Consider the following 24,671-nt stretch of genomic DNA (forward strand, 5'->3'; position numbering starts at 1 on the left):
TCATCGCGCAGCGCCACAATGACCTCGCCCTAGGTCGCTTTCTCAATCCTAGGCAGGTGTTGAATACCCAGTTTCCTATTTTTCGGATTCGTTAAGAAGCTTCAGGTACGCTGTATCTCTTTGCGCTCTGAATCTTCAGAAACGGAAGCAGCTAAGTAGGAGCAGTCGCCAATGCCAGCAGCCGCTCGGCAACAACCTGGGGAACGGGCATCACCGACAGGCGCGTGCCTCGTCGCACCACCTCCAGCTCATCGGGGGTGAAGGCAGCTCGCAACTCGGCCAAAGGGATCAAGCGCTCAAAGGCGGCAACAAAGTGCACCCGCACCGTGTGCCAGCGGGGATCCGCAGGGGTTGACTTGGGATCGTAGTAGGGGCTGGTGGGATCAAACTGGCTGGGATCGACCACCTGGGTTTCTCGGATCTCCATCAGGCCGGCTATGCCGGGGGGGTTGGCGTTGGAGTGGTAGAAAAAGGCGCGATCCCCAACCTGCATGGCTTTTAGGTAGTTGCGGGCTTGGTAGTTGCGCACGCCGTCCCAAAGGGTTTGGCCCTCCCGCTGCAGATCCCAGATGCTGTAGACGCTGGGCTCCGATTTCATCAGCCAGTAGTTCATGGGGCTTGGGAAAAATCGAGGTCTAGGCCAGGGATCCTGCCACAAAGTCCACGAAGTTTTGCAAGATCTTCAAACCAACCGGGCCGGACTTTTCGGGGTGAAACTGGGTGGCCAACAAAGCGCCGCCGGCAATGGCGGCCACGCAGGTTTGGCTGCCGTGTTGGGTGGTGGCGGCCACCCAGCTTGGGTCGCTGGGCACGGCGTGGTAGGAGTGGACAAAGTAAACCCAGCTTTGGTCGCGGATCCCTGCCCAAAGAGGAGACTGGGGCTGGGTAAGGTGCAACTGGTTCCAGCCCATGTGGGGGATGCGCAGGCCAGGCTCCGGTCGAAAGCGCTGCACCCGCCCCGGCACAAGGCCCAGCCCTGGCTCTGTCCCTTCTTCGCTGCCCTCGAACAAAACCTGCAGCCCAAGGCAAATGCCCAAAAAGGGCTGCTGCCGCCCGATTGCTGCTCGGATTGCCTCTTCAAAGCCCCGCGCCCGCAACTGCTGCATGGCCGGGTCGAAAGCCCCATCGCCGGGCAGGACAATGCCATCAAAAGCCTCCAGCCCAGCCGGCTCTGTTACTAGCTGCACCTCGGCCCCGGCCCGCTCCAGCCCTTTGCAAGCCGAATGCAAGTTGCCGGCATCATAGTCGATCACCGCCAGGCGCACGGCTTTCATGGGATCCCTTTTCCTAAAGCGTTTAGGAGCCTACCAGTATAGTGGTTTTAGCAAGGTAGGGAGCTATGGTAGTTGCAGCATCTGAGGAAAACCTTATCCTCTCCACTCAGCTTGGCTGGCCCGCAGCAGCCTATCTGCACATCCCCTTCTGCCGGCAGCGCTGTTACTACTGCGACTTTGCCACCGGCCTGGGCACCCGCGAGCTGATGGAAACCTATGTGCAGAGGCTCTGCCAGGAGATCGGCGGCGCCTACCGCTACCGCCATTTGGCCGGGGATCCCCAGCCCTTGACCAGCATTTTTTTCGGCGGCGGCACCCCTTCCCTGCTGACAGTGGAGCAGTTGGGCCGGATCTTGGCTCAACTGCGGGAGAGGATCCCGTTTCATCCCAACTGCGAGATCTCGCTGGAGGCCAACCCTGGCACCCTGACGCGGGAGCAGTTGGCGGGCTACCGGGATCTGGGGGTTAACCGCATCAGCTTGGGGGTACAGGCGTTTCAACCTGAGCTGCTGGCCGCCTGTGGCCGCCTGCATGGGGTGGAAGAAGTCTACGAAGCCGTGGCCAACTTGCAGGCAGTGGGCTTTGAGAATTTCAACCTGGACTTGATCTTTGGGCTGCCCCACCAGACCTTGGAGCACTGGCAGCAATCGCTGCAGGCTGTTCTTGAAATCAACCCCACCCATGTCTCCATCTATGATTTAACGATTGAGCCGGGAACCCGATTTGGTCGGATGTACCGACCGGGAGATGCACCTTTGCCCACTGAGGAAACCACAGTTGAAATGTACTTGATGGCGCGAGAGCTGCTCACCCAAGCAGGCTACATTCACTATGAGATCTCCAATTTTGCCCGCCCTGGGTATGCCTGCCGCCACAACCGGGTGTACTGGGAAAATCGCCCTTACTTTGGCTTTGGCATGGGATCCGTCGGCTACGAAGGGGGACGGCGCATTCAGCAGCCCAAAACCCTTTACGACTATTTTGAGCAGGTGAAAGCCAAAGCCCACCCCCTCCCCCCGGAAGCATCCCCAGAGGAAGTTTGGATGGATACTTTGATGTTGGGGTTGCGCTTACAAGAAGGGCTGGATTTAGGCCATTTACAAGAGCGTTTTGGCGACAACAAGCTGAAGCAAGCCTTGGAGAGACTGGATCCCTATTTTGAGAAGGGTTGGGCCAGTTGTGAGGCCGGGCGGCTGCGGCTGATCCCGCCGGCGGGCTGGCTGTTTTCCAATGAGGTTCTCAAGGACTTGTTGGCTTGATTGCGTCGGCCACGTGCACAAGATTGCTCGGCAAAGTTTCCGACCCCACTTGGCCGGCAACTCAGGCTTTAAAGGGGGTAGGCTGTAGTCATTTCAGACTAGATTGAAACAGCTCCCAGGCGCTCATTTCCCCAAGCGCTCTTCGACCAGTTCCTCTCCCTGAGGCCCAAGCGCTCCGCGCCGCTTACGCGACCACCCCCAGCCCCTCTCCCAGCCCTCACCCCCAGCCCCTCTCCCTGAGGGAGAGGGGAGTTAGAGCGGCGCGTTCGCGACGGCGTTGCGGAGCAATAACGACGTAACGAACCGTTTCATTGCTGTTTGAAATGACTATAACCCTCACCCCTGCCCCCAGAAGAAGAGGGGAGTTGGAAATGTGAACGAACTGTTGCATTACCGTTGCCTTGCTGTGAGTCCAGCGATCCTGAATTTGGATGGGAATTGAGGGGGAAGGGACGGAGGCTCAACGGTTCCCTAGCGATAATTAACAAATTGCAACGCCACCGGGTAGTCCTGCTGCTTGAGCATTTGAATCACCGCTTGCAGCTCGTCCTTATCCTTGCCGGAAACCCGCACCAGATCCCCTTGAATGGAAGGCTGCACTTTCTTGAAGTTGTCGCGGATCTGCTTGGCGATCTGCTTGGCCAGCGTGGCATCAATGCCCTTTTTGAGGCGAACCACTTGGCGCACCCGGTTGCCGCCGACGCTCTCCGGCGGCTGGAAGTCGAAGATTTTCAGGGAGAGGCCCCGCTTGGCCGCTTTGGTGAGGAGCAGCTCCCGAATGGAGTTGAGGGCCATGTCGTTGGCGGTGGTGATGGTCAGGGATCCCTCCTCCAGCTCCATTTCTGTCTGGGTATCCTTGAGGTCATAGCGCTGTTTGATCTCCCGCCGGGCTTGATCCACGGCATTCACCAGTTCCTGCCGGTCGAAGTCGCTGACGATATCAAATGAGTAGGTAGAGGCCATAAACCCTATCTTCGCTACCGTTCCGTATCTTAAGCTCTCAGGCCAAGCAGGGATCCCCAACCCTCAAAGAAGCTACAACAGGTAGAGGGATCCCTGTCCAGATTTGCGGAGAAGCAGGATGGCCGATGTTGTTTTAATTACAGGCGCTTCCGAAGGCATCGGCAGAGCCACCGCCTTCACCTTTGCCCGTGGGGGGTACCGCTTGGCCCTGGCCGCCCGCACTGCCGAAACTTTGAAGCAAACGGCCATCGACCTGGAGCAAAGTCTAAACGCCGAGGTCTTGGCCGTTCCCACCGATGTCACGCAGCCAGAACAGGTGCAAAACCTGGTGGAGAGAACCCTAGAACGCTATGGCCGCATCGATTGCCTGATCAACAACGCCGGCATCTGTATGAGCGGCCCTTTTTTGCAAACCACCCTGGAACACTGGCAGGCGCTGATGGCGGTCAATTTTTGGGGCTACTTGTACACCATCCGGGCCGTGCTCCCCGATATGCTGAAGCGCAAAAAAGGTCAGATCATCAACGTGGGATCCATCGGCGGCAAAATGCCCCTGCCCCAAATGAGCGCCTATTGTGCCAGCAAGTACGCAGTCAGCGGGCTGACAGAGGCGCTGCGTCTGGAACTGCAACCCCACGGGATCCAGGTAATCGGTGTTCATCCGGGCATTGTCAGCAGCGATTTTCTCAAGCGAGCCATCTTTCTGGATGAGGGGGGGCCGGAGTCCCCTGCTGACGGCCAATCCCAAGCCTCAGGTGGGAAAGCCCGCGAGCAAATGCAACAGGCGCTGGAGAGTTTTTGGGCCAGCCGGCCAGAAGAAGTGGCCGAAGCCATTTGGGACGCCGCTTGCCAGTCCAAGTCGGAGGTGGTGGTGGGCATGGCCCAATGGGCGGTAGGAGCTTACACCCTCTTTCCCGGCTGGGTTGGCCCACTGCTCCAGAACATCCCTCGCTAGCCATCGGATCGGTCAGGCCCGGCAATGGCAGGAAGAGGGCCAAACTTAGGTATAGTGTGGGGTACACTTCAATACTGGTCTCACAGCAGAAGTATGGTTGAGTCTGCGCCTTCTCCTTCCGGCACTCAGCAGCACATCTTGATCGTGGAAGACCGAGATGGCCGCCGTACTCAGGTGCTGGGATCCGCCAAATACTTCATCGGTCGGGACTTGGCGAACGACATTTGTCTCAACTCTCAGTTTGCTTCCCGTTACCACGCCATGCTGCTGCGGGTTCCTGCCGAGCGAGAGGGAGAATATTGCTACCGCATTTTGGATGGGGATCTGGAAGGTCGGCCCAGCACCAATGGCCTGTTGATCAACGGACAGAAATTGACCACCCACCAGCTCCGGTCGGGAGATGTGATCAGTTTCGGCCCCGACGCCAAAGCCACCTACAAAATCATCAAGGCCCCGTAAGTCCCGATCTCTCCCAAGAGCACCATTGCCTGCGAACCAATAGCAGCAAGGCCAGCACCAAAGCCAGCTCCGACAGCAAGGTCGCTAAGGCCGCCCCCTGCCAACCCCACCTTGGGATCCAAACCGCATTCAAAAGCCCGTTCAGACCCAGTGCCGCCAGTTGCAGACGGCTGCGGGGCTTTTGCAGCCCGGCTCCGGTGAGCAGGTGAGACAGCAGCAGGTGGATCCCCTCCAGCAGGATGACCGGGCTGAGCCAGCGCAGGATGAGGGCCGTCTCTTGGTAAGCCGACCCCAGCACCCAGGGGATCCCGTAGGAGCCCAGCGCCACCCCCAGGGCGGCCAAACTGCCGTAGCCCACCACCCAAGGGAAGAGCTGCCAGGCGTAGCGGCAGCCCTGCCGTAGGCCCTTTTGTCCTTGGCGGCACAGCTCGGCAAAGTGGCTGGTGAGCAGGGCGATCATCGGCGTTTGCGAGAAGTTGATCACCCGGTAGGCGGCGCTGTAGAGCCCGCCCGCTGCTGCCGAGGCCAGACGGGGCAAAAGCAGCTTGTCCAAATCGGTGAAGGTTTTTGCCGCCGCCAGCCCCACGGCAAAATCCCAGCCCGCCGCCAGCCGTTCCCCCAGATCTCTCCAGGCCAAGGGGGGAGAAGGCTTGCTCCACCGTCCCATCCCCCGCGCCATCAGCAGCAGCACGACCAGCACCATCAGGCCGTACAGCACGGCCCACTGCACCAGGGATCCCCAACCCAGAGCCACCGCTAGCAGCACAGCGCCAACCCGCCCCAGCGCCATGCCGGTATCGATGAGAGCCACGCCGGCAACCCGCTCTTGCCCGATCAGGATCCCCCTGTACACCTCAGGGATGGCGATAAACAGCAGGTCGCTCCCCAGCAGGATCCCCACCACGAGGGGGGAGATCCCGGCCAGCCAAAGGCTCAACAGAGGTGTTAACAGCAGCGTCATCCCCCCGCAGCCCAGCCCCGCCAACCACAAGCTGGGGCCGATCTCCTGGGCAGCCGCCGCGGATCCCCGGCCGCTCAGGCGCTGGATCAGCAGTTCCGACTGGCCCCAATGGCCAAACGGGGCGGCCAGGTTGCTGCAGGCCAAGATGGCGGAGAACACCCCAAAGGCTTCCGGCCCCAACAGCCGCGCCAGCAGGATGAAATAGGCCCCGGACAACCCCAGGCGCAGGCCATTGCCCAGCATCAGCCAGGCAGCCTGTCGTAGCCGCTGTTGTTCTGCCCTATCCACGGCAACCCTCCTGGACGAGGCTGGCCGCAGCCGGGGATACTGGCTGAGAGAGACCGCCCAGGCATTCAACCTTGTGCGCTGGGTGGATGGGTTGCAGCTTTATTCGGCAATTCTTCATGGCCAAACTTTACCCTGTTGGCAACATCACCACATCCGCGGAACGGGATCCCAAAACCCTGTTTTCCCCCCACTCCAGGCCCCCCGACCCGCGCCGCGTCCTTCCCCCGCCGACCAGTAGCCCTCGCTGGCTGGGATCCCCGCCGGCCAAAACGGTGGGCCAGGGCTACCGAGCTGTTGTCTTGCTCCTGCTGGCCAGCGGCTTGCTCCTGGGGGGGCTGGGATCCCGCCTGGCCTACTTGCAACTGGTGCGCACCCAGTATTACCGCCAGTTGGCCGATACCAACCGCATTCGCCTCTTGCCCCAGCCGCCGGAACGAGGGCGCATTGTGGATCGCAACGGCGTGCTGCTGGCGGGCAGCCAGCTCTCCCACTCAGTCTTCCTGTGGCCGTTGGTGCAGTCGCGGCAGGGCTGGCAGGAGACGATCCCCAAGCTGGCCCAAGCCTTGAACATGGCCCCCGAAGAAATTGCCCAAAAGCTGGAACAGGCCGGCTACCGCTCCCCGTTTCCCGTACGCATCCTGCGCAACGCCAGCCCCCAGGTGGTCATTCAACTGGAAGAGATGAGCCGCGAACTGCCGGGGGTGATGGTGGAGGCGGAGACGGTGCGGTTTTATCCCCATGGCGACTTGGCCGCCCACCTGCTGGGCTATACCGGCGAGATCTCGCAAGAACAACTGCGGGCCGATCCCAGCTATCGCTTGGGGGATATCGTCGGCCTGATGGGCGTGGAGGAATTGTTCGAGAGCCATCTGCGCGGCCAGTGGGGCGGGCGCCAGGTGGAGGTGGACGCCATGGGAGAAGTGCTGCGGGTGCTGGGAGAACAAGCCCCCCAACCGGGCGACACCCTGCAGCTGACTTTGGACGTACGCCTGCAGCAGGCGGCAGAGCAAGCCCTGGGCCAGCAGAAAGGAGCAGTGGTCGCCCTGGATCCCCGCGACGGCTCGATCCTGGCCATGGCCAGCTATCCCACTTTTGATCCCAACCTCTTTTCCAGCCGCATCACCCAAGCCCAGTGGGAGAGCCTGCAACAGCAGGACTTTCCCTTCCTCAACCGCGCCCTGCGGCCCTATCCCCCCGCCAGCACCTACAAAATCATCGCCACCGCCGCCGGGATCGAGTCGGGGGCCTTTCCCCCGGATACGGTGCTGCAGACCGGCCCCTACATCCAGGTGGGCGGGTGGAGGTTCTGGGACTGGAACCGCGCCGGCTTCGGGCGGCTGAACTACCGCCAGGCGATGGCCTACAGCAGCGACACCTTCTTCTACCAGATTGCCCTGGGCACCAAGGCCGCCCCCCTGCAAGAATGGTCGCGTCGCTTCGGGCTGGGGCAATTGACCGGGATCGGCCTTAAGGGGGAAGCTGTGGGGCTGGTGCCCGACGCCGACTGGAAACAGCGTCACTGGCGCGAGCCTTGGTATGTGGGCGATACGGTGAACATGTCCATCGGCCAGGGATTTATCACCGCCACGCCGCTGCAGATGGCGGTGGTCACAGCAGCGGTGGCCAACGGCGGCTGGCGGGTGCGTCCCTTGCTCTCGCAGCAGGTGATCCCGGAAAGCCCCGTGCCCCTACGGCAGAAGGTAGGTCTCTCCCCCGCTACCCTGGAGATCTTGCAACAGGGGCTGCGGGATGTGGTGGTCTACGGCACCGGCGGCAACGCCAACCTGGGGCCGGGCTTTCCCCCTACCGCCGGCAAAACCGGCACCGCCGAGGATCCGCCGCGGCGCTCCCACGCCTGGTTTGTCGGCTATGCCCCCTCCGACCGGCCCGAATTGGTGGTCGTGGTCTTTCTGGAAAACAGCGGCGGTGGGGGTGGATCCCGGGCAGCCCCGATCTTCCGCGAGCTGATGCGGGCCTACTTCCGACCTGAGTCATAAGTGAGCCGACCGGGCACAAAAATTATCTGCGCAGCCTCTTTTTTCCCAAAAATTGCCTCAAGCCCCCCTAAAACCCCTATCCCAGCAGGCTTCTGACCTAACTTGGCTGTAGAATATGTCAGTGATTTGGAGCCAAACTGCCACAATCCTGCCATTCGCGCCAGCGGCGCCTTGGCGCAGTGCAGGGCAAGCCCCGCTCCTACAGACTGAAGACACTCTGGGCCGTGGTTGCTTCGCAGCCCCTCGCGAGTACGCGGCCAGAGACTGTTCTAACCCTATTGCCTAACTCACGAGGAGATCAGGATGAACAAGGCAGAGCTTGTGGATGCCGTCGCTCATCGCGCCAACGTAACCAAAAAAGAAGCGGAGGCCGTCATTTCGGCAGCGCTGGAGATCATCGTTGAAGAGGTCGCATCCCGCGATGAAAACGGCGAACCCAAGGGGAAAGTGACCCTGGTGGGCTTCGGCTCCTTTGAGGCCCGCAAACGCAAACAACGGGAAGGTCGCAACCCAAAAACCAACGAGAAGATGGTGATCCCAGAAAGCATTGTCCCCGCTTTTACGGCGGGCAAGTCGTTCCGCGATGCAGTGGCAGGGGGGAAATCTTAATTTCGCCGGGTGGGGACTCGCTTGCTGGGTAAGGCTCTTCTCAAGGCATGGGGCGGCCTCGGCATGGTGGCAATCGGGCTTGGGGAGCGGCGATTGCTGGCTGCTCTCCGGAGGAGATCCTGGATTTTTCGGCCAGCCTGAACCCGCTTGGCCCCCCGGCGTCGGTCTTGCAAGCTCTGGCTCAGGCGCTGTCCGCAGCAGAGCCGGTTGTGATCAGCCGCTACCCGGATCCCGACTACCGCGACTTGCGCATCTGCTTGGCCAACCATTGGGCAGTCGAGCCCGAGTGGATTTTTGTGGGCAATGGGGCGGCGGAGTTGCTCACCTGGGCCGCCCGCGATGCCCAAGGGCGGGAAGTATGGCTGCCCCAGCCTGCTTTTGGGGAGTATGCACGGGCCCTGGCGGCGGCGGGGGTGACCGTCAAGCCGTTGCCTTTTTTCCCCGCTCAGGGATCCCCTGATTTTGGCCTTCTGCAAGAACCCCTGCCGGCGGCAGGCAAGAGCAGCCGGGTGCTTTGGCTGAACAACCCTCACAACCCGACGGGCCGGCTGCTCCTGCAACAAGAGATCCTGCCTCTTTTGCCCCAGTTCGAGCGGGTGGTGGTGGACGAGGCTTTTATGGACTTTCTGCCAGGGGACTCTCCCCGGGATCCGCCCAGCCTGAGCTCTGACTCCAGTCTGTCGGCAATGCCCCGCAGCCAAACGGTGATCCCCCATCTGGCAGCTCACCCCAACACCATCGTCATCCGTTCCCTGACCAAGTTTTTCACCCTGCCCGGCTTGCGCATTGGCTTTGCGGTGGGGCACCCGGATCACTGGCGGCGCTGGCGGCAGTGGCGGGATCCCTGGAGCGTCAACGGATTGGCGGCGGTGGCGGTGGCAGCGGCTCTGGCGGATGAAAACTTTCGCCGGCGCACCCTGGCCTGGCTGCCCACGGCGCGGGAGCATTTGCTGAGCGGTCTGCAGGCGCTGCCCGGCTGGGATCCCTGGCCCGGCCAAGCCAACTTTGTGCTGGTGCGCTGCCCCGGCTCTGCCACCCAGATTCAGGAGAAGCTGTTGCGGCAACACCGCATCCTGGTGCGGGATTGCCTGAGTTTTCCTGAGTTGGGGGAGCGCTACTTGCGCATTGGCCTACGCACCTTGCCGGAGCAGGAGCAGTTGCTATCGGCCTGCCGGGAGATCCTGGAGAATAGCTAGGGATTTTTCTGCGGGAGAGATGCTGATGCCCGAAGCTACTGTCCTTTGGCCGGAATGCGATGCCCCCATCGTGCGAGGGGTGGCCCATTACAGCGATCTGGAGCTGCTGCGGGCCTTTCAACGGCAGCCGGAGGTGGCGCGCTACTTCATCGGCCTGTTTTGCCGCTACTGCAAGTGGGTGGACGGGATCCTGGCCGAACATCTGCCGCCCGAGCAATGGGCCGCCTATCGAGAACAGGTTTGGTTGCGGCTTTACCTGCGCCTACAGCGCCTGGATGTCCGCAGCCTTCTGGGAGAAGCGGCTGGTCGAGGGGATCCCGTGCTGCAACCCTGGCTGGCAGAGCAAACTCGTGAGCTGCTCCAAGCTTTGGACGGGATCCCCGCCGAGAAAGAAGCCGCTCCTTCGCAGGCTGTTGGTGGCGGCGGGACCAAGTCCTCTCTGTCGCCGGCACTGGCCTGTTATTTAAGCGCCGGCTTGGACACCTTGCCGGGAGACCTGCGCTTCATTCTGCTGCTGCGGGATTGCTTTGGCTGGTCACCGGCCCGCATTGCCGCCCAACTCAAGGCCGACGGATACTACCTTGCCCCAGAAGATGTGGATGCCATCGTTGCCTCTGCCCGCCAGATCTTGCTTCAGCACCTGCCGGCAGATGTGTGTGCCCTCTACCTCGAGGCAAAGTCCTAGAAGACTGTCATGGTCTTATGGCAGGGTAATAGAGCGCTGGTAGTCCTTGTTGGCAAGGCAGGTTCTCCTGTTAAGCTGTTTCCGGCTGTCACAACAGTTAACCGGCATTGTTTGCCGTCAGACTTGTATTAAGTTGAGTGTGGGCTGTCTATGAGTCCTTCTCCGCTTCTTCCAGACACTACCCAACCCGTACCTACGGCACAGCAGTCCCCATCCCATTCAGGTTCTCAACCTGCTCTTCAGGAAGCGCTGGGCCATCTGCACCTGGATGTGCTGAAAGAATTGGAGCGGTTTCGCCTCTGGCAGCGTTTGCAGCGCACGAATTCTGGGCCGCCGCCGCGAGCAGGTCAGCTCAGGAATACCAGCTCTGGGCAGCGCTCCTCACCTGTGCTCATTCAAGAGGTGGTGGAAGACCTGGAAGAAGAAGAGATGCCACGGCCCTCTGGAGCCTTTTCGCCCCTCTGGGTCTTGCTGCTGTGGGTGCTCTCTTGCGCCGGGATTGGCTTTGGGGTGCGCTGGCTGATCTGGCCGGCAGAACTGTCTCTGCCCCCAAGCACTGCCAACAGAGCAGAAGAAAGGAGCCCCATCCAGGTGGATCTGTCCCGGTTGCCCTTGATCCCACTGGAACCGCTGCAAGGGCAGGTGGGAGAGGAGTTCTATTCCGGCAGCTTGGATCCGAGTCGGCTGGCGCTGGGCTTGACGACCTCCCCAGACTTGAGGGACTTGCAGATCGCTCCCCTTCAAGACGTTCCCAACCTGCTGGATAGCCTGCAAACCGACTTGGTCTTGGCTGCCGCAGAACCCTCTCGGCCCAGAACGGTGGAGCAGTTGGCGGCCAGTTTGGAGCGCCCCTCTCAACCCTCATCTCCCACCTCTGTGGGATCCCTGACCCTGGTGCCTCTGGGCAACAACGATCCCGATACTTTGGGGCCGAACCGCGGCGAGGGCACCTTCTTGGTGCTTACCACCTACTCGGGGGCCGAGAGCTTGGCGCGCGCTCGACAAGTTTCCGATGGCGCCTTTGTGAAAGATGTGAATGGCCAGAAGTTTGTGCAGTTGGCAGCATTTGAGCAACTGGAATATGCCCGCTATCACGCAGAAACCCTGAAAAGCAAGGGCTTTAACGTCACGATTGTTGAGCAGTAGCTTTGATGACTACAGATCCCGAAGCCAAGGGATCCGAGACAGCGGCAGCCGCCGCCAGATTCCTTCGCTCCCTGCTGGATCGAGCCAACGCCAGGCCAATAACCCGGCTGCCGAGAGGAAAACCAGGGCCAGCAACAAGGCAAGAGCATTCTGTAGGCCTTGCAAAAGGGGCCCAAGGCGGGTTGGGCTCGACCCGACCCGAGCAGGTGGCTTCGCTGAAGCTGGAGAAGGACTCAGGGGACGGACGGGTGGAGCGGGGCTAGAAGAGGAAGCCAATCTGGCGGCAGGAATGGCCGGCCCTGGCAACCGCTTCAAAGCCGTGGCCACAGCCTGAGGGCGCTGCTGCTGACGCAGCCACCGGTTCAGTTCTGCCAGGGAGATGGCACAGAGGTTGTTGAGACCTATACCCTGAATTCGCCCCACCAAAGGCCGGTCGTTGCTAACCACAACCACCAGCGTTCCCGGCTGCTGTTGGGCCAGGGCATAGGCGCAGTCGGCAATTGCCTCTTCCAAGCGGATCCGCAGGGACTGATCGCTGGCAGCGGCACCGCCCACCAGGGCCCGGGCTTCCGAGACGGCAAACCCCAGGCCAGGCCAGCGGCGCAAAAACTCGCGGGCCGTCGATTCTTCTTGGGGATCAATGGCCTGTCGGGTCAAGCGCTCCAGCTCGGCCATCACCGCCTGCGGCAGCACACACACTCCAAAGCGGGCCCACTCCTGCCATAGGGCCAAGCGACCGGCCAGGATCACCTGGCTGTCGAAGACGAGGAGAGGCGGGATCTCAGCCATAGGATGCGCCAGCGCTGGACTCAACCTCAATTGTGCAGCCTCTCTCAAGCCTTGGGTAGCAGGGATCCCTCGGCCAGGCAGAGGCGAATGGCCAGCGGGTAGAGGCGGTGCTCCTGAGTTTGGATGCGCCGGTAAAGGGATTCCACGGTATCTTCGGGCAGAACCGGCACGGCTGCTTGGGCCACGATGGGGCCGCTGTCCATTTCCAGCGTGACCCGGTGAACGCTGCAGCCGGCGATTTTCACACCGCACTTCAGAGCTTGTTCAACGGCTCGCAGGCCCTTGAAGCTGGGCAACAGGCTAGGATGCAAATTCAAGACGCGATCCGGGTAAGCGGACAACAACACCTGGGTAACCAGGCGCATCCACCCGGCCATGATCACCCATTCCACCTGATGCTGCCGGAGCACCTGGACGATGGCGGCATCCAGATCTTCACGACGGGGGTAGTCTTGATGGTTGAGCACAAGGCAAGGGATCCCTCGCTTTTGGGCCCGCTGCCGCACGTAGGCTATGGGATTGTTGGTGATGACCACAGCAATCTGGGCCTGCAGCTCACCTGCCTCAATGGCTTGAGCGATAGCCTCGAAATTGCTGCCATTGCCGGAAGCCAAAATGCCGAGGATCCCCGGCTGAGAAGGCGCCGGGATCCCGTTGGGATCCGGCCAGAGTAAGCTGGGTAGGTTCATGAGCGTTGGGCGGGAAAGTCTGCAGCCCCGCTATTTTAAACCCAGATAGATTCTCTGCTGATTCTGGCTGGGCTCATCTGGAAAGGGATGCAAACGCTCGCTGCAAGAAGTAGAGATTTGGAGTCAACTGCAAATCGGTGGTAACCCCCCGATAAATTGGGTAGTATGCCTCTAGCGGTAGCGCAAAGGGCGGAGTTTTCCGGCGTGTTCGGCTTTCTTGGCGGTTCCAAAACTCAAACCATGCTTGGGGTGGACATCAACCCCGAGCGCATTGCCGTTGCCCAACTGAAAAAACAGGGCAATGGTCGCTATCGTCTGGCCCACTACCATAGTGTGGAAATGCCAGAGGGGGCAATGATCGAGGGGCGCATCCTCGATCCGAGCACGGTTGGCTTGACCCTGGCCAACTTGTTGAACGAATACAAGGTGCCCACCAACTTGCCGGCAGCCACAGCAGTGCCCGTAAGAGAGGCCATCGTTCGTCTCATTCGCCTGCCTGCCGACCTGCCTGCCGACGAGCTGCGCCGGGTGGTCTTGGAGCAGGAGGCCGAACTCTACATTCCCTACCCACGGGATCAGGCAGATGTAGATTACCAACCCCTCGGTCTAGACCTTTCCCAGGATGGCATTGAGCGCATCGAAGTCTTGCTGGTGGCCATCCCAAAAGAGGTGGTGGACAACTACCTAGAGGTGCTGCAGGCGGCCAACTTGAAGGTGCGCTGTGTGGAGCTGGCCAGCTTCTCCCTCATTCGCACCATCCGCGACCAGCTCATCCAGCACAGCCCTCAAGAGGCGGTGTTGCTTGGCTCCATCGGCTACGACAGCAGCGAGATCAGCATCTTGGTCAACGGCATCCCGCAATTTACCCGCACCGTCAACATCGGCACCATCCACATGCGGCAGGTGCTGGCCCAATCTCTGAATTTGCCGGTTAGCCGCACCGGCGACCTGTTGCGAACTCTGAGGTTACCCCTGCTCAACCCCGTCGATGTTTTGGCCACGGGAGATCAACCGATTCCCAGCAATCCCGGCATAGCAGCAGTGACGCGCGTTGTCTCCGATTTGGCGGATGAACTGAAGCGCTCCATCGACTTCTTTACGAGCACAGAAAGCAGCTTCCCGGTGGTGAAAGTCTTGCTGGCCGGGCCGGGGGCCAGCATTGGCCAGATGGATGGTTTCCTATCTCAGTCGTTGAGCGTGGCGGTAGAACTGGCGGATCCCTTTGGCAACATCCTTGTGCCGGATTCAATCGAGGTGCCCTTGGAGGAGCGCCCGGCGATGGGGGTGGCCCTGGGGTTGGCGTTGCGGGAATCCGACAAGTAGGGATCTGCCCAGGATGACGCAGATGCAGTGTCCAACAATGCACAAGGCGGTCAGAAAAGATGTACACACCGGAGATCAACTTCCTCAAAGAAAGGCCGGATGTCCTCACCGCAGCTCAGGCAGGAGGAGGGGCGGTAGCCGTCACGGCAACTGCCGGTAGCCGATCCGAAAGTTGGATCTTGGCCATTCTCCTGGGAGGAGCCGTAGCTGCTGTGGCCATGGGAACTTTTTGGTATTTCCAAGACAGCTTCTCCCGTCAGCGGAACACTCTGAGGGCAGAGCGAACCCGCCTCGACGGTGAACTCAGCACAGCCAATGCCGAGTTGACCCGACTCCAGGGCCTCAGCCAAGAATTACAAACCATTCGCACCCAGACGGAAGGGTTTCGCTCTTTTCTGGGATCCGTCCAGCCCTGGTCGGCCATTTTGGAAGAAGTGCGGCGCAGGATCCCTGGCCGAGGGGTGTGGATAACCAACATCAGCGCCTCTGGGGATACCGTGAACATCCAAGGAGGGGCGCTGGATTTTCCCTTGGTGAACGACTTTTTGCTCACCCTGCTGGATTCCAACTTCGTAACCAGTGCCGTTCTCAACAGTGCCTCTCGAGTGGAGGGCACACCTGAAACTGAACCCAGCGTCACCTACGGCCTAACGGTTACTATTCGGACCATAGGGGATCCCGACCCAGAGTTTACCCGCGAGCTGGAGCAGCGGGGAGCAATAGGCTTGGTGGAAAAGATCCGCATTTTGCGTCAAGTGGAGGGGAACTGATGACCGGCTCGGTAGAAAGTTTTCACGACGACCAACTAATGGCACCCCCGGCAGGGCCGCCGATATTGTTGGGGGTCGAGCTGACTCCCATTCGCATTGGCCTGTTGATCGGGATCCTGGGCCTGGGCGCGGCGGGCTTTTTGGCCTTCACCCAACTCCGTCCTCTGATCAGAGAGGTGCAAGCCTTGGAAAGAGAGGTGGCCCAAAAAACCAGCCAGTTGCAGGAGGTACAGGGCCAGATTGCCGGCTTACAGGACGTGCCCAACCAAATCGAGAGGGCTCGCGTGCAGCAGCAGCAGATCAGCGCCTTGCTGGCTACCCCCGAGAATGCCGACACGCAACTGATCGATCTCAACCGGCTGGTGCGGGGACAGCCCAACAGCGAGCTGCGCAGTTTTGCCCCTTCTCCCCTCACCCCTGCTTCTTCGGCCAACTCCGAAGTGCCCGCGATCATTGCTCCGGCCATCCAGGTGCAAACCACCCGCGTCGCGGTGCGGGGCCCCTATACGGACATCATCAATCTCATGAGGGATGTAGAGCGCCTACGCACCTTGTTTCGGGTGAGCAACATCAGCCTAAATCCTGTTCAAGACACAGGGGAGCTGGACGCCGCTTTTGATTTGATTGCCTACATCTACAACAAGGACGTTCCCTTGGGCACGGCCCCTGCACCCGAAGGACAGACCCCCGCCGAAGGACAAGCTCCCCCCGAAGCAGGACAGCCAACACCTGGCCAATAGGCCAGCCTGTACCCCGTTTGTGCCCTGGTGGTTCGCAGCGGATCCTGCTGCAAGGGGATCTCCTTGGGAATTGGAAAAGACAACCCAGAGGCACCGATACAGGTAGTGTTCCTATGTCGAAGATCGGGGAAAAACCACCCATAAAGCCACTACGGGTAGTGGCAAAGGCCAAAATTTCGGCTTTGATTAGGGAAGCACTGGCTAAACCCGTGCTGAAGTAAAGCAGAAACACGCTTGGGTAACGGAGTGAGGTGTGAGGATGATGAACCGTCGAGTCGCCTGGGGATGTGCATTGAGCTTGATCCTTTCGCTGCCTCTGTTGGCTCTAGAAAGCCAACTTGAGGAAGCCGCCGCTCAGCAGTTGACCTCCGCCAATCCACAAAGCCTCAGCCGCATCACCGATATCCGCCTGGTGCCCCACGGCAACCGCATGAAGCTGGAGATCAACACCGCAGGGGGTGCCCGTCCACAGGTGTTCTTTACCCAACAGGGCCGGTCTTGGATTGGGGATATCACCAATGCTCAACTGGATGGCGGTCAAGGCCGCTATCGTCAGGAGTCTCCCTTGCCGGGAGTGCGCTTCATCGAAGCCAAGCAACTGGGCAGTGACAGCGTGCGGATAGAAATTGCCGGTGTTGCGGCAGCTCCCCAGGGCTTGCTGGCCCAGCGCAGCCCAACACAGTTGGTCTTCGAGTTTGAGGGCTTGCCCTCTGCCCCACCGGCTCCTGTAGCTGCCGCGCCCAGCCAAGTAGCGCCCAATCAACCGGCCTCGCCAACCCGACCTCAGCCTGTGGCCCCGCCGCCGGCTCCTGCCGCCCCTTCGGTTGCTCAAAACTCTCCTTCTCCCCAGGGAACAGCCCCTACTCCTCAGCCCCTTGCCCAAACTCCTCCCCCTTCCCCGCCAGCTCAGGTGGCTCCTGCCCCTCAGCCGGCTTCCCCTGGGCCGGTCATTTCTCAGGTGCCCCCCGTAGGGCAGCTTAACCAACCCCAACTGCCGCCGGGATCCGTTGATCCCACTACTTCTCCCTTCCAGGGTCGAGCAGTAGCTCCTCCGGCAGGGGATCTTGCAGTCGGCAGCATCCTTCCTGCTCCCCCTCCAGTTGACTTGGGCTCAAATGCCAAGATTACCTTAACCCTGAGGGATGCTCCCGTAGGTGATGTGTTGAGTCTCTTGGTACGTCGAGCTGGACTAAATGTAGTTCTTAACGACGTTCCTCCGGACTTGACGATTTCCTTAGATGTAGCCGACTCACCCTTACAGGAAACGTTCAACTTTATCTTGCGGCTGAAGGAACTGCAAGCAACTCGTGTAGGGCAAACAGTTTTTATCGGCACTAGCCTTCCTGGAGTCGGCCAGCAGATTGTCAAAACATATAGACTTAATCAACTAAGAATCGAAGAGACAGAACAGACCTTTAACCTTACTGCTGCTGGGGCCGGAGGCGGGCAAGCAACAGTCGAAATCAATGCTAGACAACTAAGTATCACTCCAAGTGAAATCAGAAGTAGAATTTTAGCTATCCTGGAAGCATCGAATATCCCTCTCGCTCAAGAGTCAGCCATTCAAGCAGATCCAAGAACAAACTCACTAACTATTGTTGCCACACCTGCCCAGCATGATGTGATTGCAGCCTACCTTGCCCAGATTGATCTTAGAAGTCGTCAGGTCTTAGTTAGTGCTAGGTTTATTGAGATTAACCTCAATAACAACTCTAGTCTAGGAGTGGCATTAGGCGGTGCCTCTGGCAACTTTGCACTGGGCTCTGGAGATAATACCACCTTTGGTGGAACTCCCCTCAACCAACCTGCAGGGTCTTCGGTTCCTAACGTTGGCGTAGTTCCTTCCGTAGGAACTGGCGGCTCACTTGTGTTCAACACCTTAAACCGACTCCAGCAATCTCTTGCGGCCCGCATAGATGCAGCTATTGCTTCAGGAACAGCCAAGATACTGGCTGACCCAAAAGTGGTCGTCGCTAACAACACGGGCGCGGCTATTGTAGTTGGTCAAGAAGTTATCACCAATAGGAGATTGGTAACAGACCCTGCAACGGGTACGTCAACAGTCGTTTTTGAAAAAGGAAACGCAGGAGTCAACTTAATTATTCAAAATGTCAGGATTGATGACAATGGCTACGTTACGTTGAATCTTCTTCCCCAGGTTTCATCTATCGGTAGCCAAATCACTTTAGCAGACGGAGCCGTAATTAGCTTGCTCAATCAGCGTTCTGTTGGCTCTTTGCAAATCAGACTTAAAGACAGGGAAACACTATTTTTGGCAGGATTGATACAAGAGGAGGATCGAGTGTCTGTTGATAAAGTTCCACTTCTTGCTGAGATTCCTCTGCTAGGTGCTCTCTTTCGTAGGCAAAACACGACGAACATTAGAAGTGAAGTTGTTGTCTTGATTACCCCAACTATTCTAGAAGAGTAGAAGAGTGGCCCGCCAATGACTGTCATTCTCTCAGACCGGTTGCTTTGACAACGGCTAAACCCTAAGATACGTTGCTGATTAATGCTGATGTCGAACTCTCGCCGCCGGCCTTGGCTGAAGCTGGGATCCCTGTTGCTCGCCTTCGGGTTGGCCTGGGTGCTGGCTTGGGGTGAGGTAGGATGGCCGCAAACCTATCATCTCTCTCTACGGGTGCAGGGGCAGAGCTATTCACAGCTTGTCGAGCAATCGCGCTCTTTGGTTTGGCAAACCTTGGCACAACAATTTCAGGCACAGCCGCAGGCGGAGCAGCTCACTTTAGAAGTACTGGGGCAAGGTGGGGAACAACAAGTGCCCCTCTTCACGGTGCGAATGCCTCGCAGTGTTTGGCAGCAAAACCCATCGCCAACTCAACTGGAGCAATATGCCACTTTCTATCCCAATGCATTAACTCTTTTACAACCAAGAGTGGCGGCCCGAAAAGCTCAGGTAGAATTTACTCCTCTTCCTCAAGGTGGAGTCGCATTGGTCTCTAGCAATCCTTCCAATGGCCAAAGAGGGATCCCAGTTGATCAAAGTATTCGCCTGCGTTTCGACCGAGAGCTTCCGACAGGAACGACGAGTTTGGCTTTTGGGATCCAGCCTCCCTTGGAAGTGGCCTTTGATATCCAGGGAAACGAGCTAATTGTACAGCCTTTACAGCCACTCAACTACAGTACCGATTACAGAGTGTTCTTACCTGCTGCCAAAGAGCTAGATTTACAAAATCCCATAGAGTTGACCTTCCGCACCGAGCCTCAATACACCTACCAGCGAGATATTCAGCCCCTACTGGATGCTAGCTGTGTGGGTTGTCATCAGCGGGCCGGTCGGATGCGGCGCAGCCCTTTGGATAGCTATGCCGCGGTGATGCGTTACGTAACGCCCGGATCAGAAAATAGCGAGTTGCTGAAACCGCGCTGGTTGGCTCGCCATGCTGTTATTCAACGGGCGGCAGGGATCCCCTTGAATGCAGAAGGAGAAGGGGCCGACGCCCCCGGTTCCTTATCGGAGCTTGGGACGGGAACTGTGCCGACGCCGAGACCCCCCGTGAGTGATCCCCAAGGAGAATTTCCCGGCTCTTTTATTGGACGCAGCGGATCTCCCGAATTGGCCTACATTCGCCGCAACGGCACCGGCACGGATCGCTTGGGCCACTTGAGCCCTGAAGAAATCCAGATCTTGCGTACCTGGATTATTCAGGATTGGGCTGCTGAGACCCACAAAAGTTAACCCGATGGCTCGGGGAGTCTTTATTGAGTTAAGATGAGTTGACCTAGATGTTAAGTTTCTTGACCAACTGCTTATCTTGGAACCAAAACCCTACGAGACCAACCGGTGACAACTGCTGCCAGGGATCCCTTGGATTGCATGAGGTGGGTTGTAGAAGCTTTTGGCAAGCGACTGGCAACCAGCTTGAGGACGAGAGCTGAGATTAGCGTCATTGCTGGCGCTGTTTTCGTGTCGCTCCGAGAGGAATCCTGCTAACTTTTTATCATTCAAAAAATAGGGATCCCAAATATGGGGATCCCCAAGTCTCCTTCCTCTAGTGTCTCAGTCTTCAACACACCTGTGTGAGTCGTTCTAATCTTAGGAACAAAACTGTGAAAAAGTCGTGCAGAGAAGCAAAGGACCTAAGCCCCGCTGTCTTGCTCAGGTGGCCTGGGATCCGGGACGGGCGATGAGCGCCAGCTCCACCTGATGTTCTCGGGGCTGCTGCAGTTGCACCTCCACGTCGCGGCCAAAGAAGCCCTGCATTTTTTTCTGGTAGCTCTCCTGCCATTGCTGGAAGGGAACGGCTGGCGAATCAAACAGAAGCACCAGGGTGTAGCGGCCATCCCGCAATTCTTCTCTGTAGCCTTTGAGTTTGGGTAGGTCTGCTTCCAAAGGGCCGCGCAGGCCGAGAAACTCCAGGGCCTCTTCCAGGTGGGCGTTGGCCCCATAGCTGTATTTGGTGATGTCGGCGCGGACTTGTTTTTGAATTTCCGTGGCCTGCTGAGCACGGGCTTGGAGCACTTCTGGCGAGGGGGGCGTCAGGGCAGGCACTGGCTTGAGCTCCACCACCTTCATGGTCACCCCCCCCAGCAGCAAGGGGATCCCGGTAAACAGGCCGATGAGGTTCAGGGTGGGATCGCTGTACTGGGCAAAGCCCCAAGCTGTGGCGGCAACGCCCGCCAGCAACACCAGGGTGCTCAGGGGGAGGGGCAGCTTTTCAAACATACAAGCAGGAAGGGCAACCTGAACCCAGGCTAGCAGGAAAGACGCTCCCTGGGGTGACCTTGAGGGTGGACTTGGCTCCGCTGGGGGTGGATAATGACTGGACGCTGGTGTGTTGGGGAGTGGCCCATGGTTTTGTCTCATCTGTCCAAAGCGTCCCGTCGTCTGCGCCTGCTGGATCGCAAAGCTCAAGAGCGGGCCCCTCTTTTTGAGGCCATTCGCCACTATTGCAGCTTGGACAAGGCTCCCTTTCACACGCCAGGCCACAAGCAGGGACGCGGGATCGCCACCGACCTGCGGGAGTTTTTGGGAGAAAACGTCTTCCGGGCGGATCTCACCGAGTTGCCGGAGGTGGACAACCTCCACGATCCCGACGGCGTGATCCGGGAAGCCCAGGAGCTGGCGGCAGCCGCCTACGGAGCGGATCGCAGTTGGTTTCTGGTGAATGGCTCCACCTGTGGTGTAGAAACCCTGGTGATGGCCGTGTGCGACCCAGGAGACAAGATCCTGCTGCCGCGCAACTGTCACAAGTCGGCCATTGCCGGCGTGATCCTCTCCGGGGCCGTGCCGGCCTATATCGAGCCCGACTTCGACATAGAACTGGGCATTGCCCACGGCATCACTCCTGCCGGCCTGGAGCAGGCCCTGGCCGAGCACCCCGACGCCAAGGGCGTGTTGGTGGTCAGCCCCACCTACTACGGGGTTTGCTGCGACCTAGAAACCTTAGCGGCCATCGCCCACAGCCACGGCCTGCCCCTCCTGGTGGACGAGGCCCACGGGCCCCACTTTGGCTTTCACCCGCAACTGCCCCTCTCCGCCTTGGAAGCTGGTGCCGATCTGGTGGTGCAGTCCACCCACAAGGTGATCTCCGGCATGACGCAAGCCTCGATGCTCCACCTCAAGGGATCCCGCATCGATCCCAACCGCGTGCGCAACATCTTGCAACTGCTGCAATCGACTAGCCCCAACTACGTGCTGATGATGTCGCTGGACGTGGCGCGGCGGCAGATGGCCCTGGAAGGGGAAGCTTTGCTGGGCCAAGCCCTGGCTTTAGCCGATCAAGCCCGCGCCCGTCTCAACCGCATTCCAGGGCTCTTTTGCTTTGGCCCGGAGCGCATCGGCTCTACACCTGGCTTTTTCGATCTGGATCGCACCCGCTTGACGGTGACGGTGTCGGGGCTGGGCCTTTTTGGCTTCGACGCCCACGACTGGGTCAACGACCACTTCCACGTGCAGCCGGAGATGTCCACCCTGCACAACGTGGTCTTTATCGTTAGCCTCGGCAACACCCAGCGGGATATCGACCGGCTGGTGGAGAGCTTCGCCGCTTTGTCGAAGCAGGCCCAGGGATCCCAACCCTCGCTGGCGATGGCCGAGAAACTGCGGCGCCTGGCCCAGTTGAAACGCCCTCCCCTGCCGCCCCAACGGCTCTCGCCGCGGCAGGCTTTCTTTGCCCCCATCGAGCGGATCCCCTTTCAGGAAGCCGTAGGCCACATCTGTGCCGAGATCATCTCCCCCTACCCCCCTGGGATCCCTATCTTGGTGCCCGGCGAAGAGGTAACCCAGGAAGCGGTGGACTATCTGTTGTTGGTGCACGAGGCAGGCGGCTTTATCAACGGCCCCGAAGATGTGCGGCTGCAGACCCTCAAGGTCGTCAAAACCTAGCTCCTCAAGAGCCAGGCTTGGTCGTCTGGGCGGGGGGGAGCACTGGCAGCGGGTTGGGAGAGCTGCGGCGGTGGCGAACGACCTTCACCCGATCCACCCGTGGGCCTTCCATGCGCACCACCTGGAACTCCATGTCTTGGTAGGTGAACTTTTCCCCCACGCGCGGGATCTTCTGCAGGTGGTAGATCAAAAAGCCCCCCAGCGTCTGGTAGTCCTCGTGGAGGGGCAAGTTGAGGTGGCAGCGCTCGTTGACCTCTTCAATATCCAACTGGGCCTGGATGAGGAGGGTATTTTCGTCCAGCTCCTGAATATCCGGCTCCTTCGCCTTGGGATCTGGGCCATCGGAGAGCTTGCCGACAATCTCCTCCACCAGGTCTTGAATGGTGATCAGGCCCGCCGTGCCGCCGAACTCGTCCACCACCACCACCATTGGCCAGTGGTGCTGCCGCATCTCCGGCAACAGTTCGGCAATCAGCTTGTTCTCCGGCTCAAAGTGGGCCTCGCGAATGAAAGGGGTGATGGGGCTGTGCAAATCCAGGGATCCCTTGGCCAGCTCGCCGATCAGCTCCTTGACATGAATCAGGCCGCGGATGTCATCCAAAGACTCGCCGTAGACCGGGTAACGGGAATGCCCCGATTCGGCCACCTCGGCCAGCACCTCTTGCACCGTAGCGGTTTCCGGCACCGCGTCGATGCTGGTGCGCGGGATCATCACCTCGCTGGCCACCGTCTCGCCGAACTCGAAGATATTGCTCAACAGCTCCCGCTCCTCCGCCTCGATGTTGCCCGACTCCACCGACGAGGCGATCAACAGTTGCAGCTCCTCCACCGTCATGGTGCTGTAAAAAGAAGTGGCCTCCGGGATGCGGACGCCAAAAAGCTGCAACAAGCAGCGGGAGGAGAACCGGAGCAGCTCCACGCAAGGGTGCAAAAAGCGGCTCACCAAGCGGTTGAGCCAGGCCAGTTTTAGGGCAATCGGCTCCGAGTAGAGAATGGCCAGAGTCTTGGGGATCAGCTCCCCCACCACAATTTGGAAATAGGTGAGCAGCGAAAACACCACCACCACTGCCACCCCCTGAACAACGGCGGGATCCACGTTCCGCAACCAGGCCAACTGCCTCAAGGCCAAAAACAGTGTCGGCGCAACCTGGGTGGCCCCGATCCAGCCCAGCAGCACGCTGGCCAGGGTAATGCCCAACTGGGTGGTGGAGAGGGCATACTCCAACTGTTCCTGGGCCTTTTGCACAATTGCCGCCTGGCGGTTCCCTTCGCTGGCCAACTGCACCATGCGGGAGCGCCGCGCCGACACCAAGGAAAACTCCACCGCCACAAAAAAAGCGTTGATGACCAGAAGAGCGATGACCCAAAAGAGACTAAGAGACGCATCTCCCCACGAAAGCTCAGTGTTGGGGAAAGTAGCCGCTGAGACTAAAGGGGGGTCGTCCATCAGGGGGAGCAGCAAGACGGATAGACAGCATTTTAGCCCAGACTAACTCGACCACCTGCCCCTGGCCAGCAGTTAAACTGGCCTCAGCCAGCGGGTGTCTATCATGCGAACACCTTCCCCCTGCCCAAATAAACGGGATCCCCAGCTTTTGCAGTTCTCAAGATTGCTACTTTTTCATCAAGCATTCATCAGGCAGTGGCAACTACCGCTTTTTCCGGCAACGCTTACCCCAGTTTGTGCCCCCCTGAGGGCTAGTCATCGATATCGACAACATCGCCGGTAGTGGCGTCGATCTTGACCTCAACATCGTTGGTGAGTTTTACTTCCCAAACTAAGCGGCCATCTTCGCGCTCCAACTCAACTTCTTTGATCACAGCATCAGGAACAGCAGATCGAGCCATCTGAATCGCTTCTTCAATGCGGACGGTTGGAGCAGGAGATTGAGCAAAAGCTACCTCTGTGCTCTTGCCTACCGATAACATCGGGCTGCTGAGGAGCAAAACGCCCAGCACAAGCAAGGAAGCAACAGCAAGTTTTGGAAGCTTCATTTCCAACTGTTTGAGTAACCACATTCTTACCCTACCAACCTTGGGGTGAAAGAAGCCTTGCCAAAAGGAGCACTGTTGCTTTCGCAAAGGGAGTGGACTCCTTGCGTCATGGGGTGTAGTTCGTCGGCCCCTCGTAAGTTAGAAGCTGTTTGCCTCCACAGCCCTCTCAGAACTTGACTGGCTAAAAAACACTGCAGTGCGCATATCTTTCCGAGTGCTGCCAA

The 24,671-nt window shown here is 59.3% G+C and carries 23 protein-coding genes and 1 pseudogene; 15 read left to right on the forward strand and 9 right to left on the reverse strand.

Translation table 11 applies throughout. The features are described 5' to 3' along the window. Positions 1-151: 151 nt before the first annotated feature. Together NW858_RS11645 and hisH are read right to left on the reverse strand one after the other, a co-directional pair. Positions 152-613 (reverse strand): EVE domain-containing protein, encoded by a 462-nt coding sequence (locus NW858_RS11645; protein WP_414336137.1) that lies wholly within the window; start codon positions 611-613, stop codon positions 152-154. A 22-nt stretch (positions 614-635) separates the two neighbouring features. Beyond that, on the reverse strand, positions 636-1,274 hold the full coding sequence (hisH, locus tag NW858_RS11650) for an imidazole glycerol phosphate synthase subunit HisH (protein WP_414347141.1): 639 nt from the start codon (positions 1,272-1,274) through the stop codon (positions 636-638). A gap of 65 nt (positions 1,275-1,339) precedes the next feature. Between hisH and hemW the strand changes: the two genes are divergently transcribed. Next, a complete protein-coding gene (gene hemW / locus NW858_RS11655) occupies positions 1,340-2,533 on the forward strand; it encodes a radical SAM family heme chaperone HemW (RefSeq protein WP_414520561.1) in 1,194 nt (397 codons plus the stop codon). Positions 2,534-3,004: 471 nt separating this feature from the next. Here the strand turns inward: hemW and NW858_RS11660 are convergent, their stop codons facing one another. Further along, the gene (locus NW858_RS11660) at positions 3,005-3,496 is read right to left on the reverse strand and encodes a YajQ family cyclic di-GMP-binding protein (protein WP_414335193.1); all 492 of its coding nucleotides are present in this window, start codon (positions 3,494-3,496) and stop codon (positions 3,005-3,007) included. 118 nt (positions 3,497-3,614) lie between these two features. On the opposite strand from NW858_RS11660, the gene NW858_RS11665 reads away from it, so the two are divergent. Continuing rightward, the gene (locus tag NW858_RS11665; protein ID WP_414335194.1) at positions 3,615-4,451 is read left to right on the forward strand and encodes an SDR family oxidoreductase; all 837 of its coding nucleotides are present in this window, start codon (positions 3,615-3,617) and stop codon (positions 4,449-4,451) included. Between the two features lie 93 nt (positions 4,452-4,544). Further along, positions 4,545-4,910 carry an FHA domain-containing protein gene (locus NW858_RS11670; RefSeq protein WP_414335195.1) on the forward strand — a complete coding sequence of 122 codons (366 nt, stop codon included), beginning with the start codon at positions 4,545-4,547 and terminating at the stop codon, positions 4,908-4,910. Here the strand turns inward: NW858_RS11670 and NW858_RS11675 are convergent. After that, positions 4,897-6,159 (reverse strand): lipopolysaccharide biosynthesis protein, encoded by a 1,263-nt coding sequence (locus NW858_RS11675; RefSeq protein WP_414520562.1) that lies wholly within the window; start codon positions 6,157-6,159, stop codon positions 4,897-4,899. The genes NW858_RS11670 and NW858_RS11675 overlap by 14 nt on opposite strands. Positions 6,160-6,275: 116 nt before the next feature. Here NW858_RS11675 and mrdA point away from each other — a divergent pair, with 116 nt between their 5' ends. The 5 genes from mrdA (at position 6,276) to NW858_RS11700 (ending at position 11,792) form a co-directional block, all read left to right on the forward strand. Continuing rightward, entirely contained in the window at positions 6,276-8,156 is a 1,881-nt protein-coding gene (mrdA, locus tag NW858_RS11680) for a penicillin-binding protein 2 (protein ID WP_414520563.1), read from the forward strand. A 303-nt stretch (positions 8,157-8,459) separates the two neighbouring features. Beyond that, positions 8,460-8,765, forward strand: coding sequence for an HU family DNA-binding protein (locus tag NW858_RS11685; protein WP_414335200.1), 306 nt, complete (start codon positions 8,460-8,462; stop codon positions 8,763-8,765). Between the two features lie 47 nt (positions 8,766-8,812). Next, a complete protein-coding gene (gene cobD / locus NW858_RS11690) occupies positions 8,813-9,961 on the forward strand; it encodes a threonine-phosphate decarboxylase CobD (protein ID WP_414335201.1) in 1,149 nt (382 codons plus the stop codon). A gap of 25 nt (positions 9,962-9,986) precedes the next feature. Next, a complete protein-coding gene (locus NW858_RS11695; RefSeq protein ID WP_414335203.1) occupies positions 9,987-10,646 on the forward strand; it encodes a hypothetical protein in 660 nt (219 codons plus the stop codon). 150 nt (positions 10,647-10,796) lie between these two features. Continuing rightward, positions 10,797-11,792 (forward strand): hypothetical protein, encoded by a 996-nt coding sequence (locus tag NW858_RS11700; protein WP_414348375.1) that lies wholly within the window; start codon positions 10,797-10,799, stop codon positions 11,790-11,792. Between the two features lie 9 nt (positions 11,793-11,801). On the opposite strand, the gene NW858_RS11705 is transcribed toward NW858_RS11700, so the two are convergent. Together NW858_RS11705 and purN are read right to left on the reverse strand one after the other, a co-directional pair. Continuing rightward, positions 11,802-12,581 (reverse strand): hypothetical protein, encoded by a 780-nt coding sequence (locus NW858_RS11705; protein WP_414335206.1) that lies wholly within the window; start codon positions 12,579-12,581, stop codon positions 11,802-11,804. Positions 12,582-12,625: 44 nt separating this feature from the next. Then, positions 12,626-13,270, reverse strand: a complete 645-nt coding sequence (gene purN, locus NW858_RS11710) for a phosphoribosylglycinamide formyltransferase (RefSeq protein ID WP_414335208.1) — start codon at positions 13,268-13,270, stop codon at positions 12,626-12,628. Positions 13,271-13,435: 165 nt separating this feature from the next. On the opposite strand from purN, the gene pilM reads away from it, so the two are divergent. The 6 genes and pseudogenes from pilM to NW858_RS11740 all read left to right on the forward strand — a co-directional run bounded on the left by pilM (position 13,436) and on the right by NW858_RS11740 (position 19,803). After that, positions 13,436-14,593 carry a type IV pilus biogenesis protein PilM gene (gene pilM, locus NW858_RS11715; RefSeq protein ID WP_414520564.1) on the forward strand — a complete coding sequence of 386 codons (1,158 nt, stop codon included), beginning with the start codon at positions 13,436-13,438 and terminating at the stop codon, positions 14,591-14,593. A 59-nt stretch (positions 14,594-14,652) separates the two neighbouring features. After that, positions 14,653-15,363, forward strand: a complete 711-nt coding sequence (locus NW858_RS11720; protein ID WP_414510122.1) for a PilN domain-containing protein — start codon at positions 14,653-14,655, stop codon at positions 15,361-15,363. Then, complete coding sequence (locus tag NW858_RS11725; protein WP_414341968.1) at positions 15,363-16,103, forward strand: hypothetical protein; 741 nt, start codon at positions 15,363-15,365, stop codon at positions 16,101-16,103. Before NW858_RS11720 ends, NW858_RS11725 begins: the two co-directional genes overlap by 1 nt. A gap of 430 nt (positions 16,104-16,533) precedes the next feature. After that, a pseudogene (locus NW858_RS11730) lies at positions 16,534-16,689 on the forward strand (AMIN domain-containing protein); the annotation flags it as partial. Positions 16,690-17,325: 636 nt separating this feature from the next. Next, the gene (locus tag NW858_RS11735) at positions 17,326-18,534 is read left to right on the forward strand and encodes a type II secretion system protein GspD (protein WP_414520571.1); all 1,209 of its coding nucleotides are present in this window, start codon (positions 17,326-17,328) and stop codon (positions 18,532-18,534) included. An 87-nt stretch (positions 18,535-18,621) separates the two neighbouring features. Further along, positions 18,622-19,803, forward strand: a complete 1,182-nt coding sequence (locus NW858_RS11740) for an Ig-like domain-containing protein (RefSeq protein ID WP_414520565.1) — start codon at positions 18,622-18,624, stop codon at positions 19,801-19,803. A 420-nt stretch (positions 19,804-20,223) separates the two neighbouring features. Here the strand turns inward: NW858_RS11740 and NW858_RS11745 are convergent, their stop codons facing one another. Then, on the reverse strand, positions 20,224-20,790 hold the full coding sequence (locus NW858_RS11745) for a DUF2854 domain-containing protein (RefSeq protein ID WP_414520566.1): 567 nt from the start codon (positions 20,788-20,790) through the stop codon (positions 20,224-20,226). Positions 20,791-20,916: 126 nt separating this feature from the next. On the opposite strand from NW858_RS11745, the gene NW858_RS11750 reads away from it, so the two are divergent. After that, the gene (locus NW858_RS11750) at positions 20,917-22,452 is read left to right on the forward strand and encodes an aminotransferase class I/II-fold pyridoxal phosphate-dependent enzyme (protein WP_414335898.1); all 1,536 of its coding nucleotides are present in this window, start codon (positions 20,917-20,919) and stop codon (positions 22,450-22,452) included. Positions 22,453-22,456: 4 nt separating this feature from the next. On the opposite strand, the gene NW858_RS11755 is transcribed toward NW858_RS11750, so the two are convergent. Both NW858_RS11755 and NW858_RS11760 read right to left on the reverse strand, forming a co-directional pair. Beyond that, a complete protein-coding gene (locus NW858_RS11755; RefSeq protein ID WP_414335896.1) occupies positions 22,457-23,899 on the reverse strand; it encodes a hemolysin family protein in 1,443 nt (480 codons plus the stop codon). A gap of 251 nt (positions 23,900-24,150) precedes the next feature. After that, complete coding sequence (locus NW858_RS11760) at positions 24,151-24,534, reverse strand: PepSY domain-containing protein (protein WP_414520567.1); 384 nt, start codon at positions 24,532-24,534, stop codon at positions 24,151-24,153. Positions 24,535-24,671: the final 137 nt, after the last annotated feature.

Source organism: Synechococcus sp. H55.10, assembly GCF_047502715.1.
Classification (GTDB): Bacteria; Cyanobacteriota; Cyanobacteriia; order Thermostichales; family Thermostichaceae; genus Thermostichus.